Source organism: Pseudomonas sp. KUIN-1, from assembly GCF_009176725.1.
GTDB classification, from domain to species: domain Bacteria; phylum Pseudomonadota; class Gammaproteobacteria; order Pseudomonadales; family Pseudomonadaceae; genus Aquipseudomonas; species Aquipseudomonas fragariae.
The window spans coordinates 4,828,734-4,844,599 of the sequence record NZ_AP020337.1; the positions used below are offsets into that span (position 1 = coordinate 4,828,734).

Genomic DNA, 15,866 nt, shown 5'->3' on the forward strand with positions numbered 1-15,866 from the left:
GGAGAAACACATGCAATGGGAAGTCGTCATCGGGCTGGAGATTCATACCCAGCTTTCGACCCAATCAAAGATTTTTTCCGGTAGCGCGACCACGTTCGGCTCCGAGCCCAACACGCAGGCCAGCCTCGTCGACCTGGGCATGCCCGGCGTATTGCCGGTGCTGAACAAGGAAGCCGTGCGCATGGCCGTCAAGTTCGGCCTGGCCGTAAACGCCGAAATCGGCCAGCACAACGTGTTTGCCCGCAAGAACTACTTCTACCCGGACCTGCCCAAGGGCTATCAGATCAGCCAGATGGAGCTGCCGATTGTCGGCAAGGGCCACCTGGACATCCCCCTTGAAGACGGCACCGTCAAGCGCATCGGCATCACCCGTGCGCACCTGGAAGAGGACGCGGGCAAGAGCCTGCACGAAGACTTCCAGGGCATGACCGGTATCGACCTGAACCGTGCCGGCACCCCGCTGCTGGAGATCGTTTCCGAGCCGGACATGCGCAACGCCAAGGAAGCCGTGGCTTACGTCAAGGCCATCCATGCGATTGTCCGCTACCTGGGCATCTGTGACGGCAACATGGCCGAAGGTTCGCTGCGCTGCGACTGCAACGTATCGATTCGCCCCAAGGGTCAGGTCGAGTTCGGCACGCGTTGCGAGATCAAGAACGTCAACTCGTTCCGCTTCATCGAAAAAGCGATCAACAGCGAGATTCAGCGCCAGATCGACCTGATCGAAGACGGTGGCAAGGTTATCCAGCAGACGCGCCTGTATGACCCGAACACCAACGAAACCCGTGCCATGCGCAGCAAGGAGGAAGCCAACGACTACCGTTACTTCCCCGACCCGGATCTGTTGCCGGTGATCATCGAGGACTCGTTCCTCGAAGAAACCCGCGCCACCTTGCCGGAGCTGCCACCGCAGAAACGCGAACGCTTCCAGAGCCAGTTCGGCCTGTCGACCTACGACGCCAGCGTACTCGCTTCGAGCCGCGAGCAGGCTGATTACTTCGAACAGGTGGTGAGCATCAGCGGTGACGCCAAACTGGCAGCCAACTGGGTCATGGTCGAGCTGGGCAGCCTGCTCAACAAGCAGGGCCTGGAAATCGACCAGTCGCCGGTCAGTGCCGAGCAGTTGGGCGGCATGCTCAAGCGCATCACCGACAACACCATTTCCGGCAAGATCGCGAAAATGGTCTTCGAGGCGATGGCCAATGGTGAAGGCAGCGCCGATGAAGTCATCGAAAAGCGCGGCCTGAAGCAGGTCACCGACAGCGGCGCCATTGAATCGATGCTCGACGAGGTACTGGCAGCCAACGCGGAACAGGTCGAACAGTATCGCGCCGCCGATGAAGCCAAGCGCGGCAAGATGTTCGGCTTCTTTGTCGGTCAGGCGATGAAAGCCTCCAAAGGCAAGGCCAACCCGCAGCAGGTCAACGAACTGCTGAAGGCCAAGCTGGAGGGCTGATCCTCGTCACTCTCGTTCCCACGCTATGCGATCAGCGTTATACACGAGTCTTGTGGGAGCGAGCTTGCTCGCGAATAGGCCGGTACAGCCTCTAGAGACAGGGCGTTTGGACCAAGGTCTTCGTGAGCAAGCTCACTCCCACAGAGGTCTTTATTCACATCGCGATTAGGGTCAAAGACCCCGCCTTCTGGGCTCTTCATGACTTGTGTATAACGATGAGCGCTCTGCGTGGGAATGCAGTTCTGGACGCTCTGCGTCCGCTGTTGAGTACGCACTGCAACACCGAGTTGCGACGCGAAGCGTCACGAAATGCATGCCAGCATGGAGGATTGGCACGAGCGTCAACCACAACTACTCCGGCACTCAGGAACCCACCCCATGCGCCGCCTTATTTTTACCTGCAGCCTGCTGACGTTACTGGCAGGGTGCGCCAATCACATCATCGACCCCCATGGTTATGACGAGACCGGCACCGCCGCCTATTACGGCGCCCGCCATCACGGCAACCGCACTGCCAGCGGCGAGCCGTTCAATCAGAACGCGCTGACCGCTGCACATCGCCAATTGCCCTTCGGCACGCGCGTCAAGGTCACCAACCTCGACAACGACAGGTCGGTAGTCGTGCGCGTCAACGATCGCGGCCCTCACACCCGTGGTCGTCTGATCGATGTCTCTCGCGAAGCGGCCGAACAACTGGGTATGCTGCGCAGCGGGACAGCGCCAGTCCGTGTGCAGGCCCTGGATTAAACCCAACCCCCGATCACCGCCAACAAGGACACTCGTATTCTCCAGCTATCGGCCCTGCCCGCCCCCGCACTTATCCAGATGCTCAGTGGCTTGTTATTGCTGCTGATCGGGGCAGAACTGTCAGTGCGTGCAGCGGTGCATCTGGCGGCGATTTTCAAGGTCCGGCCACTGATCGTCGGCCTGACCGTCGTGGCGATGGGCACCAGCGCGCCGCAGATGGCAGTAAGCCTGCAAGCCGCGTTTGCCGATAACACCGACATCGCGGTGGGCAGTGTCATCGGCGGTAACATTTTCAATGTACTGGTGATCCTGGGCCTGTGCGCGCTGATCATTCCGTTACGCGTTGCCCGTCAGGTGTTGCATGTCGACATTCCGCTGATGATCGGTGCCTGCCTGCTGGCTATCGGCCTGTCGTGGAGCGGCGAATTCAGCAAGCTTGACGGCGCACTGCTGCTCGCCGGGTTGCTGTTCTGCCTGATCGTCATCATCCGTCAGGGCGGTCATGCGCCGCGTCACGGACATGCCGAGACAACCGCAAAACCTCGTACCTTCACGCGTATCCTCATGCTTGCCACTGGCCTGCTGCTGTTGACCGCTGGCGGACACCTGCTGGTCGACGCGTCAGTGGTGATTGCAATCCATCTTGGGCTGTCCGAACGCATCGTCGGCCTGACCATCATTGCCATCGGCACCTCATTGCCGGCACTGATGACCTCGCTGATCGCAGCGTTTCGTGGTGAGCGCGATATTGCCGTGGGCAACGTGATCGGCAGCAACCTGTTCAATCTGCTGGGCGTGCTGGGGCTGACCGCACTGGTCGCCCCGGTGCCGCTGACGATCTCGCCAAATGCGCTGGTATTCGACCTGCCGATCATGCTCGGTGTGTCGCTGCTGTGCGTGCCGCTGTTCTATTCCGGTTACCGGATAGACCGCCTGGAAGGTCTGTTTCTGCTGTCGTTGTACCTGACCTACGGGCTGCATATCCTGTCGATCAGCACCGGTATGGCGCTGGCTGAACGGCTTGAAAGCAAAATGCTCACGCTGGTGTTACCTGTGCTGGGCGCTGTGGTTGTCTGGGGCACGATCCGCGCCTGGCGACGCCAGCACTGACCTCCACCCCGCATCGATACAAGGAGCAAGGCCATGACAGACAAGACGATCAGTGACGGCGAACAGATCCGTCGCCAGGTGATGGGCGATGTCTACGTCGACCGCGCGCTGGGCAATGCCACCGAGTTCAGCCAGCCACTGCAGGATTTCGTCAACGAGCACGCCTGGGGCAGCGTCTGGAGTCGCGAGGGCCTGCCATTGAAAACCCGCAGCCTGATCACCCTGGCCACTCTCACCGCCCTGAAATGCCCGCAAGAACTGAAGGGCCACGTTCGTGGCGCACTGAACAATGGCTGCACGGTCGAGGAGATTCGCGAAGCGCTGCTGCACTGCGCGGTGTACGCCGGCGTGCCAGCGGCCATCGACGCGTTTCGTGCGGCGCAGGAAGTGATCGACAGCTACGTCAAAGCGGATTAGATCCAGCCGCCCCATTGCAGGATGAAAATCCCCACGTTGGTCGTGACCGCGGCAGCCAGCGTGGTGATGACAATGATCGCGGCAGCCAGCTCGTAGTTGCCGTTGGCCGTGCGCGCCATGATGTAGCTGGCAGCCGCCGTAGGGCTGCCGAAATACAGGAACAGAATCCCCAGTTCAGCGCCGCGAAAACCGGCCAGCCAGGCGGCCAGCGTGCATAGCACTGGCAGCGTGATCATTTTCATGACGCTGGCACTGACAGCCAGTTTCCCACTCTTGCGCAATGACGCCAGCGACAATGTGCCACCGATGCAGATCAGTGCCAGCGGCAGGGTCATCTGGGCCAGGTAGCTGCCGGAGGTTTCCAGCCATTTGGGCAGGCCGATGGCGAAGTAAGCGAAGGGTGAGGCGATGATCACACTGATGATCAGCGGGTTGGCCAGCACGCTTTTGAAGATGCTCCAGGGATCGGACTTGATCACCGGGCTGTAAACCGCCAATACCACCGTCGATAACGTGTTGTAGAAGACGATGACCAGCGCGGCGAGAATCGCGCCCAGTGAAATGCCATCAGGCCCGTACATGCTGGCCGCCAGGGCCAGACCGATGACCCCGTTATTGCCACGAAACGCGCCCTGGACGTAGATCCCGCGCTCTTCGTGCGGGCAACGCCAGATCGCCCAGCACCAGGCGAATGCAAAACTCAGGAGCGTAGCGATGCTGAAAAAAATCAGCAGCTTGGGCTGCAGGGCGGTGCGCAGGTCGGCGTGAATAATGCCCAGAAACAGCAGCGCAGGCATGGTGACGTTGAACACCAGCCCGGAAGCCGCAACGATGAAGCCATCATTGATCGCGCCGATACGCCTGAGGAACACGCCCAGAAACAGCATGGCAAACACCGGGGCGGTGATGTTCAGGGTTTCGAGAAAAATAGCCAGCATGCAACGCATCCGGTCCCGTCGTTAGGTAGCTCATGATAGGCCACCGAGGACGAGCATGTTGCACGGAATTTCCGAAACCCTGATCACCGCGCCGCGTCTGTTGTTTATCAGACGATGCGGCTGACTTCCTTCACAGGCTGGAGCTTGCGCTCGAAGACCGAGACCCCGTCCAGATCGCGCAGCGCCACGGTCATCTCACCGGTCTGCCCGTCGATATTCACTTCACCAAAAAACTGAAAACCCGCGAACGGCGAGGTGTTCTGCGCAGGCGGCGCTTTCTGGAACACCAGCTCGGGACCAAAGGTCTTGTCCAGCACGTTGGGACCATAGCTACCGGCGTTCAATGGCCCGGCGACGAACTCCCAGAACGGGTCGAAGTCCTGAAACACGGCCAGATCCGGCTGGTAATGATGTGCGGCGCAGTAATGCACATCGGCCGTCAGCCAGACGCAATCGCGAATCTTCTGCGCGCGCAGGTACGCCAGCAATTCGGCGACCTCCAACTCACGCCCCAACGCCGGACCGTCATTGCCGTTGGCGATGGCCTCCCAACGCGGTACGCCGGGGCTGACCTCGCCATCCGGCACGCCCAGGCCAATGGGCATGTCCGCCGCGATGACTTTCCACTGCGCGCGCGATGCATTGAGCTCACGCTTGAGCCAGTCCAGTTGCTCACGGCCCATGAATGCGGTGGTCGCACCCGACTTGTCGGCCAGGTTGGCATCGTTGCCGGCGCGGTAGCTGCGCATATCGAGGACGAAAACGTCGAGCATCGGACCGTAGGGGATCTTGCGATAAATGCGCCCGCCATTGTCGGCTTCCTGCAAGCGCAGCGGCGCGTATTCCAGATAAGCCTGGCGGGCACGCGAGGACAGCAGGCCGATGTCCTTGACCTTGTAGCGATCATCGAGCTGTTTGCTGGGTGACCAGTTGTTGGTCACTTCGTGATCGTCCCACTGCCAGATCTGCGGCACTTCGGCGTTGAAGCGGCGCAGGTTTTCATCCATCAGGTTGTAGCGGTAATTGCCCCGGTATTCGTCGAGGGTCTCCGCCACCTTGCTCTTCGCCTCGGTGGTGATGTTGCGCCAGACGCGCCCGCCCTCCGTGGTGAGCTGCTCCGGCACCGGGCTGTCGGCGTAGATGGTGTCACCGCTGTGGATAAAAAAGTCCGGCAAGCGCAAACGCATGGCTTCGTAGATACGCATGCCGCCAATATCGGGGTTGATGCCAAAGCCCTGCCCTACCGTGTCGCCGCTCCAGACGAAGCGGATGTCGCGGCGCTGCTGCGGTGTGCTGCGCAAATGACCGAACCACGGCTCACCGGCGACACCGCTCTGCGCATCCTCGAAAGACACCCGGTAGAAAATCGCCTGATCGACAGGCAGCCCGCTCAACTCGACCCGCGCAGTGAAATCGGTACGCTGATCGGCCAGCGCCGACACCACGCGGCGTGGCTGGGTGAACATGCTGCGCGTGTCCCACTCGACGACCATGCGCGAAGGCCGGTCGCTGCGGCTCCAGACGATCGCCTTGTCACCGAACACATCGCCGGACTGCACGCCATCCATCATCTTCGGACGATCCTGCACCGAGGCGATGACCGCCGGTGCAACACCCGGTAACAGCAGACCGGCACCTACCGTTCCGACGGCCTGGATGACACGGCGACGCTTGAGATCGAACTGGCTCACGGTTATCCCCTCGCTGACAGGCAAAAAAGCACCGTAGCAGGGGAATATTGGCGCTGTATGACAACGCAGGAGATCAAGCGCATGGCAGACGCCAAAAACCCCCGGCGCCCGGTAACTGGTAAACTCCCGCGCCTTATTCCAGCCCGAGGCGCTCAGCATGTCTTCCTTGAATCAGGCGCTCAGCGTCGCCCTCGACAATCGCCAGGCGTTGCTTGACCAATTGCATGGACAGGGCACGGACTGCTATCGACTGTTTCACGGCAGCCAGGAGGGTGCCAGCGGGCTGACCATCGACCGCTACGGCCCGCAATTGCTGGTACAGAGCTTTCACACCCGCCTGGATCGCGATGCCCTGCTGGCGCTGCATGAACAGGTCAACACGCGCCTGGGCCTGGACACCCTGCTGGTCTATAACGATCGCTCGCAAGGCAACTCGCGCGTCGATCGCCACGACACCGTGTACAAGGCTGAAGACGCGGCTCTGGCCGATCATGTCGGCCACGAATGGGGGCTCAATTACCGGGTCCGCGGTCGGCATGCAGGCCAGGACCCGCTGTTGTTTCTGGACCTGCGCAACACCCGCGGCTGGGTCAAGCAGCACAGCGCCGGCAAAAGCGTGCTGAACCTGTTCGCCTACACCTGCGGCGTCGGCCTGAGTGCGGCGGCCGGTGGCGCGAGTGAAGTGTGCAATCTCGATTTCGCCGAGGGCAATCTGGCGGTGGGTCGCGAGAATGGTGCGCTCAACCCGCAACTACCACCCATGCAATTCATCCAGTCGGATTATTTTCCGGCGATCCGCCAGTTGGCCGGGTTGCCCATTGCTGCGCGCCGCAGCCAGCAATTGCCCAGCTACGTGAAACTGCAACAGCGCCAATATGATCTGGTCCTGCTCGATCCACCGGCCTGGGCCAAGAGCGCGTTCGGCACCGTTGATTTGCTGCGCGACTATCAGAGCCTGCTCAAACCTGCGCTGTTGACCACGGCAGACGATGGCGTGCTGATCTGCTGCAACAATCTGGCGAAAGTCAGCATGCAGGACTGGCGCGAGCAGGTGCTGCGCTGCGCCACCAAGGCCGGGCGTCCGGTGCGCGACTGCCAGGAGATGCGTCCCGCCGCAGACTTCCCGTCTCAGGATAATCAACCACCGCTGAAAACGCTGATTCTGCAACTCTGATTCGACGCCTGATATCGTCAAGCGCAACCGGAAAATTCCTACAAGCCGCGACGGCAGTGCCTTGGGAACCGAACAGGCATGCCATACTCCAAGGGCTTCCAAAAGAGAGAGACGCCGCTGCCCATGTCCAGAGGATTGAAACGCACACTCGGCTCCCTGCTGGCTGTGATCGCGCTCTACAGTTTGCTGGGGTTTTTCATTCTTCCCGGCGTCGCTCTGCGGATCGCCAACCAGCAACTGGCCAATTACGCCACGGTGCCGGCAAAGCTCGAACGCCTGGAGTTCAACCCCTTCACCCTGGAGCTGACACTCTGGGGCCTGAACATCGGCACGCCAGGCAAGGAGCAGGTGGCGTTTGAAAAGCTTTATGCCAATCTGCAAATCAACAGCCTGTGGACGCGGGCCCTGCACCTGCAACGCGTCGAGCTGATCAAACCGCGCGCCGAACTGCTGTTCGACAAACAGGGCAAGCTCAATCTGGCGCAGCTGTTCAAGCTGCCCGCCAGCGAACCGACACAGGACCAACCCGCCAGCAAGCCATTCCCGCTGCGTATCGACGAAATCAAACTGGCGGGAGGCTATGTTCACTTCCAGGACTTGCGCCCCAGCCAGCCCATCGAGTTTCTCTACGACGCGCTGGATTTCGAGCTCAAGAACCTCAGCACCCTGCCTGAAGACAATGCCGACATGACCCTGGTCGCGGCGGGTCCGGACGGTGGGCAGATCGACTGGGTCGGCCGTATCAGCCTGATCCCGATCACCTCCGAGGGCACGTTGAAAGTCGCCGACAGCAAGATGAAACTGTGGTGGCCTTATGTGCGCGATGCCTTGCCACTGGCGCTCGAGGACGGCGTGCTGAATTTCAGCACGGCCTACACATTGAACCTGTCCAGGGAAACCGAGCTGAAGTTGACCAACGTCTCGGCCAGTGTTGCGCCGTTCGCGCTCAACGCTCCCGACGGTCGCCCCCTGGTACGTCTGCAACGCCTGGACGTCAGCGAAACATCGGTCGACCTGGCAAAGCAGCTGGTTACCGTAGGCAAGATCCGCAGCCAGAAACTGGAAACCTGGGCCGCGCGTGAAGCCGACGGGCAACTGGACTGGCAAAAACTGTTCGCCAGCCAACCGGGCAAGCCCGCAGCGCCGCACACCCCGGCCGTGGACGAAAAAGCCGCCGAGCCGGCGCCTGCCACCGAGGCCTCAGCCAAAGTCAGCGCTCAACCCGTGGCGCAGAGCAAACCCTGGCAGGTCCTGTTGCGGGATGTGCAATTGCGCAACTACATGGTCCATCTGGCAGATCGCGTGCCTCAAGAGCCGGTCGCGCTGGACGTTGGCCCGCTGAATCTGGACATCCAGAATTTCGACAGCCTGAACAAGGCGCCTTTCACGCTCAAGCTGGATACCGGGCTGGGCAAACAGGGCAATCTCACTGCCGCCGGTGACGTGAACCTCAATCCGGTCAGCGCACGACTCAACGTAACCACCCGCGACATCGACCTGCGCCTCGCCCAGGCCTACATCAGCCCGTTCATTCGTCTGGAGCTGCGCAGCGGCATGCTCGGCAGCGATCTGGCGGTCGACCTGAAAAGCACCGAGCCACTGGCGTTCAGCATCACCGGTAAAGCACAGGTCAATCAGTTGCACACGCTGGATACGCTCAAACAGCGCGACTTCCTGAAGTGGCAGCAACTGGCGCTGGAGGGGCTGGACTACCAGCACGGCAAGGGCCTGTCGATTGCCAAAGTGAACATGGATCAGCCTTACGCACGCTTCATGATCAATGAGGACCGGACCACTAACATCGACGATCTGTTGATCCCGCAGCCAGCCGACGCAGCCGCTGGCAAGAGCGCCGGCCAGCCTAAGGCAGCCAGAACCCAAGCCGCAGGCAAGAAGGAAAACCCGCTGGCGATCTACGTGGGTGAAGTGAATATCAACGATGGCTCGGCAAACTTTGCCGACATGACCCTGACCCCCAACTTCGCCACCGCCGTGCAGCAGCTCAACGGTCGTATCGGCACCATCGACAACCGCAAGCCTACACCGGCCCCGGTGAACATCGAGGGCAAGGTCGACCGCTATGCGCCGGTGACCATCAAGGGCAGCCTCAACCCGTTCGACCCGATGGCCAGCCTGGATATCACCACCAGCTTCAAGCGCGTCGAGCTGACCAACCTGACTCCCTACTCCGGCAAGTTCGCAGGTTTCCGGATCCGCAAGGGCCGGCTCAATCTCGACCTGCACTACCTGATCACCAAGGGCCAGCTCAAGGCCCAGAACAAGGTGCTGGTGGAGCAACTGCAACTGGGTGAGCGGGTCGACAGCCCGGATGCGCTGGACCTGCCTATTCGTCTGGCGGTCGCGCTGCTCAAGGATACCAAAGGGCGTATTTCCCTTGAGCTGCCCATCGAAGGCGACCTGAACAACCCGCAGTTCAGCGTCATGCCGATTGTCTGGCAGACCCTGCGCAATCTGGTGCTACGTGCCGCACAGGCACCGTTCAAGATGCTCGGCGGGCTGGTCGCCGGTGGAAGCTCCGAGGACCTCGGCAGTGTAAGTTTCGCGCCAGGCACCAGTGACTTGTCGGCAGAGGCGCAAAATGCCCTGGACAAGCTCTCGGTAGCGCTCAAGGAGCGTCCGGACCTGAAGCTGGAGATCGAAGGCACAAGCGCCGCCAGCAGTGACGGTCCATTGATCGCCCAGCAAAGGCTGGAACGCGAATACCAGTACACGTATTACAAGATCCTCCAGCGACGTGGCGACAAGGTTCCAGCCAGGGCTGGCTTGGTACAGGTCCCGGAAGAGGAAAAGGCGCCTATGCTCGAGGGTATCTACAGGACACGCCTGAAACAGCAACCGCTCGCTGAATGGGCCAGTCTGGGCAAGGAGCAACGTGCTGCCCAGATGCGTGCCGCCGTGCTCAAGTTCTGGAGCAGCAATGAGGTGCTGCTGCGCGAACTGGGCCAGAGCAGAGCCAGTAGCATCAAGGATTACCTGGTGGACAAGGGCAAGCTCGAAGACGCTCGCGTGTACTTCGTCGATGCCCGTCTGGGCCAGGCCCAACCGGATGGTAAAGTCATCAGCCCTCTGCACCTCGACAGCGAATGAAGCCTTTGGCACACACCCGGATCAAACGACTGATCAACCTGACCCTCGCCGCCATGGCCGGGTCAATTGTCGCCTCGGCATATGCCAGCTCAACCCTGCGTTGCGGCAGCCAGCTGGTCAGCACCGGTGACCGGGCGTTCGAAGTCCAACAGAAATGCGGCGAACCGGTCAGCCAGGAGGTGCTCGGCACTCAGGAAACCTTCAATAGCAATTATCGAAGGTCCGAAGCCGTGAGGATCGAGGAGTGGATATACGGTCCTGATAACGGCATGTATCAGTACCTGCGCTTCGAAGGCGGGCGCCTGGTGGGCATCGAGAGCAAACGCCGCAACTGATCCCCTGCTTCCCTGCCCTTCATCTGTTTCGTCAACCCATAGAAAAGGCCCCAACTCTTCAGTCGGGGCCTTTAATGGCTACATCCTTGTAGCCTCGCATGAACCTTCCATCAATCAATGACTGCGGCTGTTCATGAGCAGTATTCGATTACTCGGCTTTCAGGCCAGCAGCCGATACGTCTTTAACACCTTTGATTTTCTTGGTGATGGCGACGGCGGTGTTTTTCTGAGCTTCGGTAACTTTTACCATGGAGGACAGGGAAACCACGCCTTTGTTGGTCTCAACCTTGATGTCCGAACCTGGGATGCCTTTTTCGGTCAGCAGGTCAGCTTTGACTTTGGTGGTGATCCAAGTGTCAGAAGTATCTTCTTTGACTTCTTGAGTAGTGGTGTTAGCTGCCAGAACCATTGGCGCTTGGGCCGAGGTCTGTGCGAAAGCAGCATTGGCCATGGTCAGAGTCAGGGCAGTAGCGGTAGCAGCGGCAATAGCGAACTTCTTCATACGATAACTCCTGTTTTTCTCAAAATCTGCACCAGCATGTGGTGGCAGGGTTAACAGGTGTATCGCAAGCGGTGTGCCAAAAATGAGACAGTCAAAATAACCTTTATAATCAATAGCTTATGTTTTTCTCTATTTTGCTGAGTCGTGCAGATTGCCCGTTCGCTCAAACCCGGGGTTGCAAGATGCATGTTTGCACCGAGCAGTTTGCATGCTCCATGTGTAAGCCTTTAATTGCGCTCATAAAAAAGGACTCCGAAGAGTCCTTTTTTACATGCCGCTCAGATCAATCAGACGCCCGACGCTTTCGCTGCGGCTACGTCCTTGATCGACAGCTTGATACGGCCGCGATTGTCCACGTCCAGTACCAGTACTTCGACCTCCTGACCTTCCTTGAGGATGTCGGTCACTTTCTCTACGCGAGCATCGCTCAGCATCGAGATGTGAACCAGACCATCCTTGCCCGGCAGGATGTTGACGAATGCGCCGAAATCGACGATGCGCTCAACCTTACCGACGTAGATCTTGCCGATTTCTGCTTCTGCGGTGATGCCCAGAACGCGCTGACGTGCTGCCTCAGCCGCTTCCTTGGACTCGCCGAAGATCTTGATCGAGCCGTCGTCTTCGATGTCGATCGAAGCCTTGGTCTCTTCGCAGATGGCACGGATGGTTGCGCCGCCCTTGCCGATCACGTCACGGATCTTGTCGGTGTCGATCTTCATCGCGATCATGGTCGGAGCGTTGGCCGACAGTTCATTACGCGACTGACCGATGATCTGGTTCATCTGGCCGAGGATATTCAGGCGAGCTTCCAGGGCCTGGCCCAGGGCGATCTCCATGATCTCTTCGGTGATGCCTTTGATCTTGATGTCCATCTGCAGCGCGGTAACACCTTTGGAGGTACCGGCTACCTTGAAGTCCATGTCGCCCAGGTGGTCTTCGTCACCCAGGATGTCGGTCAGAATGGCGAACTTCTCGCCTTCCTTGACCAGACCCATGGCGATACCGGCAACCGGCGCCTTCATCGGCACACCAGCGTCCATCAGAGCCAGGGAAGCACCGCAGACCGAAGCCATGGAGCTGGAGCCGTTGGACTCGGTGATTTCCGAAACGACACGGATGGTGTACGGGAACACGTCAGCGCCTGGCAGCATGGCCTGGACACTGCGACGGGCCAGACGGCCGTGACCGATTTCACGACGACCTGCGCCGCCCATGCGACCACACTCGCCCACCGAGAACGGAGGGAAGTTGTAGTGCAGCATGAAGGGGTCTTTTTTCTCGCCTTCGAGGGTATCGAGCAGCTGTGCGTCACGTGCAGTACCCAGCGTGGCAACGACCAGCGCCTGAGTTTCGCCACGGGTGAACAGTGCCGAACCGTGAGTCTTCGGCAGAACGCCGACTTCGATGTTCAGAGGACGAACGGTGCGCGTGTCACGGCCATCGATACGCGGCTTGCCGTTAACGATGTTTTCGCGAACGGTGCGGTATTCGATTTCGCCGAAAGCCGCTTTGACTTCGCTGGCAGACGGGCTGCCGTCTTCGACAGCGAGCTTGGCAACGACCTGATCTTTCAGTTCGCCCAGACGCGCATAGCGGTCGGCTTTGACGGTGATGGTGTAAGCCTGGGAGATCGCGTCGCCGAACTCGGCACGGATAGCGCCCAGCAGTGCAGTCGCTTCAGGCTTTGGCTGCCAGTCCCAGGTAGGCTTGGCGGCTTCGGCAGCCAGTTCCTTGATGGCGTTGATCACGACCTGGAACTCGTCATGCGCGAACAGCACGGCGCCCAGCATCTGGTCTTCGGTCAGCTCTTTGGCTTCCGACTCGACCATCAGAACGGCTTCGGAAGTACCGGCAACGACCATGTCCAGGCTCGAAGCCTGCAGCTGCTCGTAAGTCGGGTTCAACAGGTAGCCGGTGCTTTCGTGGAAAGCAACGCGGGCAGCACCGACCGGACCGTCAAACGGGATACCGGAGATGGCCAGGGCAGCCGAGGTACCGATCATCGCAGCGATGTCCGGATCGATTTTCTTGCTGGTAGAGACGACGGTGCAGACGACCTGCACTTCGTTCATGAAGCCTTCTGGAAACAACGGGCGGATCGGACGGTCGATCAGGCGCGAAGTCAGGGTTTCTTTCTCGGAAGGACGGCCTTCACGCTTGAAGAAACCACCAGGAATCTTGCCGGCAGCGTAGGTTTTTTCCTGATAGTGCACGGACAGAGGGAAGAAGCCTTTGCCAGCGTCAGCCTGTTTGGCGCCGACCACAGTCACGAGTACGCTGACGTCGTCGTCAACGGTGACCAATACTGCACCAGAGGCTTGACGGGCGATACGGCCTGTCTCGAGGGTTACGGTCGATTGACCGAACTGAAACTTTTTGATTACCGGGTTCACGGTTTCCTACCTTTCTTTGTGGCTCTTGGGGAACTGGTTTCTTGCGAATTCTTGGGCAGCGTGGGGAATCGGCCCCTTCCACAGCCCAGATAAAACTTGAGGCTGGGAGCCTGCCAGAACCACCGGGCAAACCCGACGGATCGTGACAGACAACCAACCTCTAGCAACGTCGTTATTAGCGACGCAGACCCAGACGACCGATCAGGGCGCTGTAACGGCTAACGTCCTTACCTTTCAGGTAATCCAGCAGCTTGCGACGCTGGTTTACCATACGGATCAGACCACGACGCGAGTGGTGGTCCTTACCGTTGGCCTTGAAGTGGCCTTGCAGTTTGTTGATGTTGGCGGTCAGCAGTGCAACTTGCACTTCTGGCGAACCAGTATCACCAACAGCTTGCTGGTAGTCGGTTACGATCTGAGCTTTTTCTTCAACGCTGAGTGCCATGTGGGCAATCCTTTTGTGCAAGGAAGCGTTTCCGGAGAAACGTTTCCAACAGGCCGAGGACAGATCCTCGTATTAAAAAAATGAGGTATGACCGTGCCTGTTGACAGCCATCCTCGTTCCACCCCACTCGCCGGCAAGCCGGCGGCTGGACTGGTTTCGGTCACTCTGACCGAATCAGGCGACGCGGCGCAATGCGCCCGTCTTCGGCGACTTCACCGATACCGATGAAGCGACCTTCGTGATCCTGCACGCGAACCATACCGAATTTCGGTGCGTCCGGCGCGCGTACTGGCTGACCATGCAACCAGTAAAACGAACTGTGTTCCGAAAACTTCAACAGCGGCCAGTCCAGCAGACCGCTGTCCGATGGCATGAGGAAACGGTCAACCGCTTCATTGCCGCCGTCGGCATGCACCTGCTCGAGCTCTTCCAGCGTCACTGTCTGAGCCAGCGTGAAAGGCCCGGCCTGGGTACGACGCAGCTCTGCGACGTAAGCACCACAACCAAGCTTCTCACCGATATCCTCGACCAGCGTGCGGATATAGGTGCCTTTGCTGCAATCGACGGACAGACGTGCTGTGTCACCTTCGCAAGCAAGTAATTCCAGGCGCGCAATAGTAACAGAACGGGGCTCGCGCTCCACTACTTCCCCTGCACGTGCCAGCTTGTAAAGTGGCTGGCCATCACGCTTGAGGGCCGAGTACATGGGAGGTATCTGGCTGATTTGTCCGCGAAAATGCGGCAGAGCCGCTTCGATATCGTCGCGACCAACGGTCACCGGACGCGTGAGCAAAACCTCGCCTTCAGAGTCGGCAGTGGTAGTGGTCTTGCCCAGTTGCGCCAGGGTCTCGTAGGACTTGTCCGAATCGAGCAGGTACTGAGAGAACTTGGTCGCTTCACCAAAACACAACGGCAGAACGCCCGTTGCCAGAGGATCGAGGCTGCCGGTGTGCCCGGCTTTCTCGGCATTGAGCAGCCAGCGAACCTTTTGCAGAGCGGCGTTGGAAGTGAAACCCAGCGGCTTGTCGAGCAGGATGATCCCGCTGACATTGCGGCGTATACGCTTGACCTGAGCCACTCTTTATTCCTCGGTACTTTCAGGCTTTGCATCCGCCGATGCAGGGCCTTCCTGATGCTGACCGTCTTCTGCCACGGCACGCTCGATCAGCGCTGAGAGATGCGCGCCACGCACGACGCTTTCGTCATAGTGGAAATGCAGTTGAGGCACGCTGCGCAGCTTCATTTCACGGGCCAGCTGCATACGCAGGAAACCTGCGGCAGCGTTGAGCACCTTGATGGTCTGCGCGATTTCTTCGGCGCTGTCCTGGCCCATGACGGTCATGAAAATCTTCGCATGACCCACGTCACGGCTGACGTCTACGGCGGTGATGGTGACCAGACCCACGCGTGGGTCCTTGATTTCGCGACGGATCAGCTGCGCCAGTTCGCGCTGCATCTGATCGCCGATACGTTGGGTACGGCTGTATTCTTTTGCCATGCTTGTTACCTGTTACTGATCCGGGACCAAACCCTGACAGTCTGAAAGCGGC

Annotated in this window: 14 protein-coding genes; 7 read left to right on the forward strand and 7 right to left on the reverse strand. The window is 59.6% G+C overall.

Going from position 1 to position 15,866, the window contains the following annotated elements; all coding sequences use genetic code 11:
• Window positions 1–10 precede the first annotated feature (10 nt).
• The 4 genes from gatB to KUIN1_RS21720 all read left to right on the forward strand — a co-directional run bounded on the left by gatB (window position 11) and on the right by KUIN1_RS21720 (window position 3,730).
• A complete protein-coding gene (gene gatB / locus KUIN1_RS21700) occupies window positions 11–1,456 on the forward strand; it encodes an Asp-tRNA(Asn)/Glu-tRNA(Gln) amidotransferase subunit GatB (protein WP_003313612.1) in 1,446 nt (481 codons plus the stop codon).
• A 378-nt stretch (window positions 1,457–1,834) separates the two neighbouring features.
• Window positions 1,835–2,203: a septal ring lytic transglycosylase RlpA family protein gene (locus tag KUIN1_RS21710; RefSeq protein ID WP_024641676.1), complete on the forward strand. Its 369-nt coding sequence runs from the start codon at window positions 1,835–1,837 to the stop codon at window positions 2,201–2,203.
• A 78-nt stretch (window positions 2,204–2,281) separates the two neighbouring features.
• On the forward strand, window positions 2,282–3,313 hold the full coding sequence (locus KUIN1_RS21715; protein ID WP_011268872.1) for a calcium/sodium antiporter: 1,032 nt from the start codon (window positions 2,282–2,284) through the stop codon (window positions 3,311–3,313).
• Window positions 3,314–3,346: 33 nt separating this feature from the next.
• The gene (locus KUIN1_RS21720) at window positions 3,347–3,730 is read left to right on the forward strand and encodes a carboxymuconolactone decarboxylase family protein (RefSeq protein WP_003400208.1); all 384 of its coding nucleotides are present in this window, start codon (window positions 3,347–3,349) and stop codon (window positions 3,728–3,730) included.
• On the opposite strand, the gene KUIN1_RS21725 is transcribed toward KUIN1_RS21720, so the two are convergent.
• Both KUIN1_RS21725 and KUIN1_RS21730 read right to left on the reverse strand, forming a co-directional pair.
• The gene (locus KUIN1_RS21725) at window positions 3,727–4,668 is read right to left on the reverse strand and encodes an AEC family transporter (protein WP_024639739.1); all 942 of its coding nucleotides are present in this window, start codon (window positions 4,666–4,668) and stop codon (window positions 3,727–3,729) included. The genes KUIN1_RS21720 and KUIN1_RS21725 overlap by 4 nt on opposite strands.
• 107 nt (window positions 4,669–4,775) lie before the next feature.
• Window positions 4,776–6,359 (reverse strand): alkaline phosphatase D family protein, encoded by a 1,584-nt coding sequence (locus KUIN1_RS21730; RefSeq protein ID WP_104724363.1) that lies wholly within the window; start codon window positions 6,357–6,359, stop codon window positions 4,776–4,778.
• Window positions 6,360–6,516: 157 nt separating this feature from the next.
• Between KUIN1_RS21730 and KUIN1_RS21735 the strand changes: the two genes are divergently transcribed.
• The 3 genes from KUIN1_RS21735 (at window position 6,517) to KUIN1_RS21745 (ending at window position 10,976) form a co-directional block, all read left to right on the forward strand.
• Window positions 6,517–7,533 (forward strand): class I SAM-dependent rRNA methyltransferase, encoded by a 1,017-nt coding sequence (locus KUIN1_RS21735; RefSeq protein ID WP_011268875.1) that lies wholly within the window; start codon window positions 6,517–6,519, stop codon window positions 7,531–7,533.
• A 123-nt stretch (window positions 7,534–7,656) separates the two neighbouring features.
• Window positions 7,657–10,641 (forward strand): DUF748 domain-containing protein, encoded by a 2,985-nt coding sequence (locus tag KUIN1_RS21740; protein WP_172980070.1) that lies wholly within the window; start codon window positions 7,657–7,659, stop codon window positions 10,639–10,641.
• Window positions 10,638–10,976: a DUF2845 domain-containing protein gene (locus tag KUIN1_RS21745; protein WP_024639742.1), complete on the forward strand. Its 339-nt coding sequence runs from the start codon at window positions 10,638–10,640 to the stop codon at window positions 10,974–10,976. The genes KUIN1_RS21740 and KUIN1_RS21745 overlap by 4 nt, the downstream gene beginning before the upstream one ends.
• Window positions 10,977–11,124: 148 nt before the next feature.
• On the opposite strand, the gene KUIN1_RS21750 is transcribed toward KUIN1_RS21745, so the two are convergent.
• The 5 genes from KUIN1_RS21750 to rbfA all read right to left on the reverse strand — a co-directional run bounded on the left by KUIN1_RS21750 (window position 11,125) and on the right by rbfA (window position 15,814).
• Window positions 11,125–11,478, reverse strand: coding sequence for a BON domain-containing protein (locus tag KUIN1_RS21750; RefSeq protein WP_002555119.1), 354 nt, complete (start codon window positions 11,476–11,478; stop codon window positions 11,125–11,127).
• 287 nt (window positions 11,479–11,765) lie between these two features.
• Complete coding sequence (gene pnp / locus KUIN1_RS21755) at window positions 11,766–13,871, reverse strand: polyribonucleotide nucleotidyltransferase (RefSeq protein ID WP_024639743.1); 2,106 nt, start codon at window positions 13,869–13,871, stop codon at window positions 11,766–11,768.
• 175 nt (window positions 13,872–14,046) lie between these two features.
• Entirely contained in the window at window positions 14,047–14,316 is a 270-nt protein-coding gene (rpsO, locus tag KUIN1_RS21765) for a 30S ribosomal protein S15 (protein ID WP_002555121.1), read from the reverse strand.
• A 160-nt stretch (window positions 14,317–14,476) separates the two neighbouring features.
• Window positions 14,477–15,394 carry a tRNA pseudouridine(55) synthase TruB gene (truB, locus tag KUIN1_RS21770; protein ID WP_003400189.1) on the reverse strand — a complete coding sequence of 306 codons (918 nt, stop codon included), beginning with the start codon at window positions 15,392–15,394 and terminating at the stop codon, window positions 14,477–14,479.
• Between the two features lie 3 nt (window positions 15,395–15,397).
• The gene (gene rbfA / locus KUIN1_RS21775) at window positions 15,398–15,814 is read right to left on the reverse strand and encodes a 30S ribosome-binding factor RbfA (protein WP_003340588.1); all 417 of its coding nucleotides are present in this window, start codon (window positions 15,812–15,814) and stop codon (window positions 15,398–15,400) included.
• Between the last annotated feature and the right edge of the window lie 52 nt (window positions 15,815–15,866).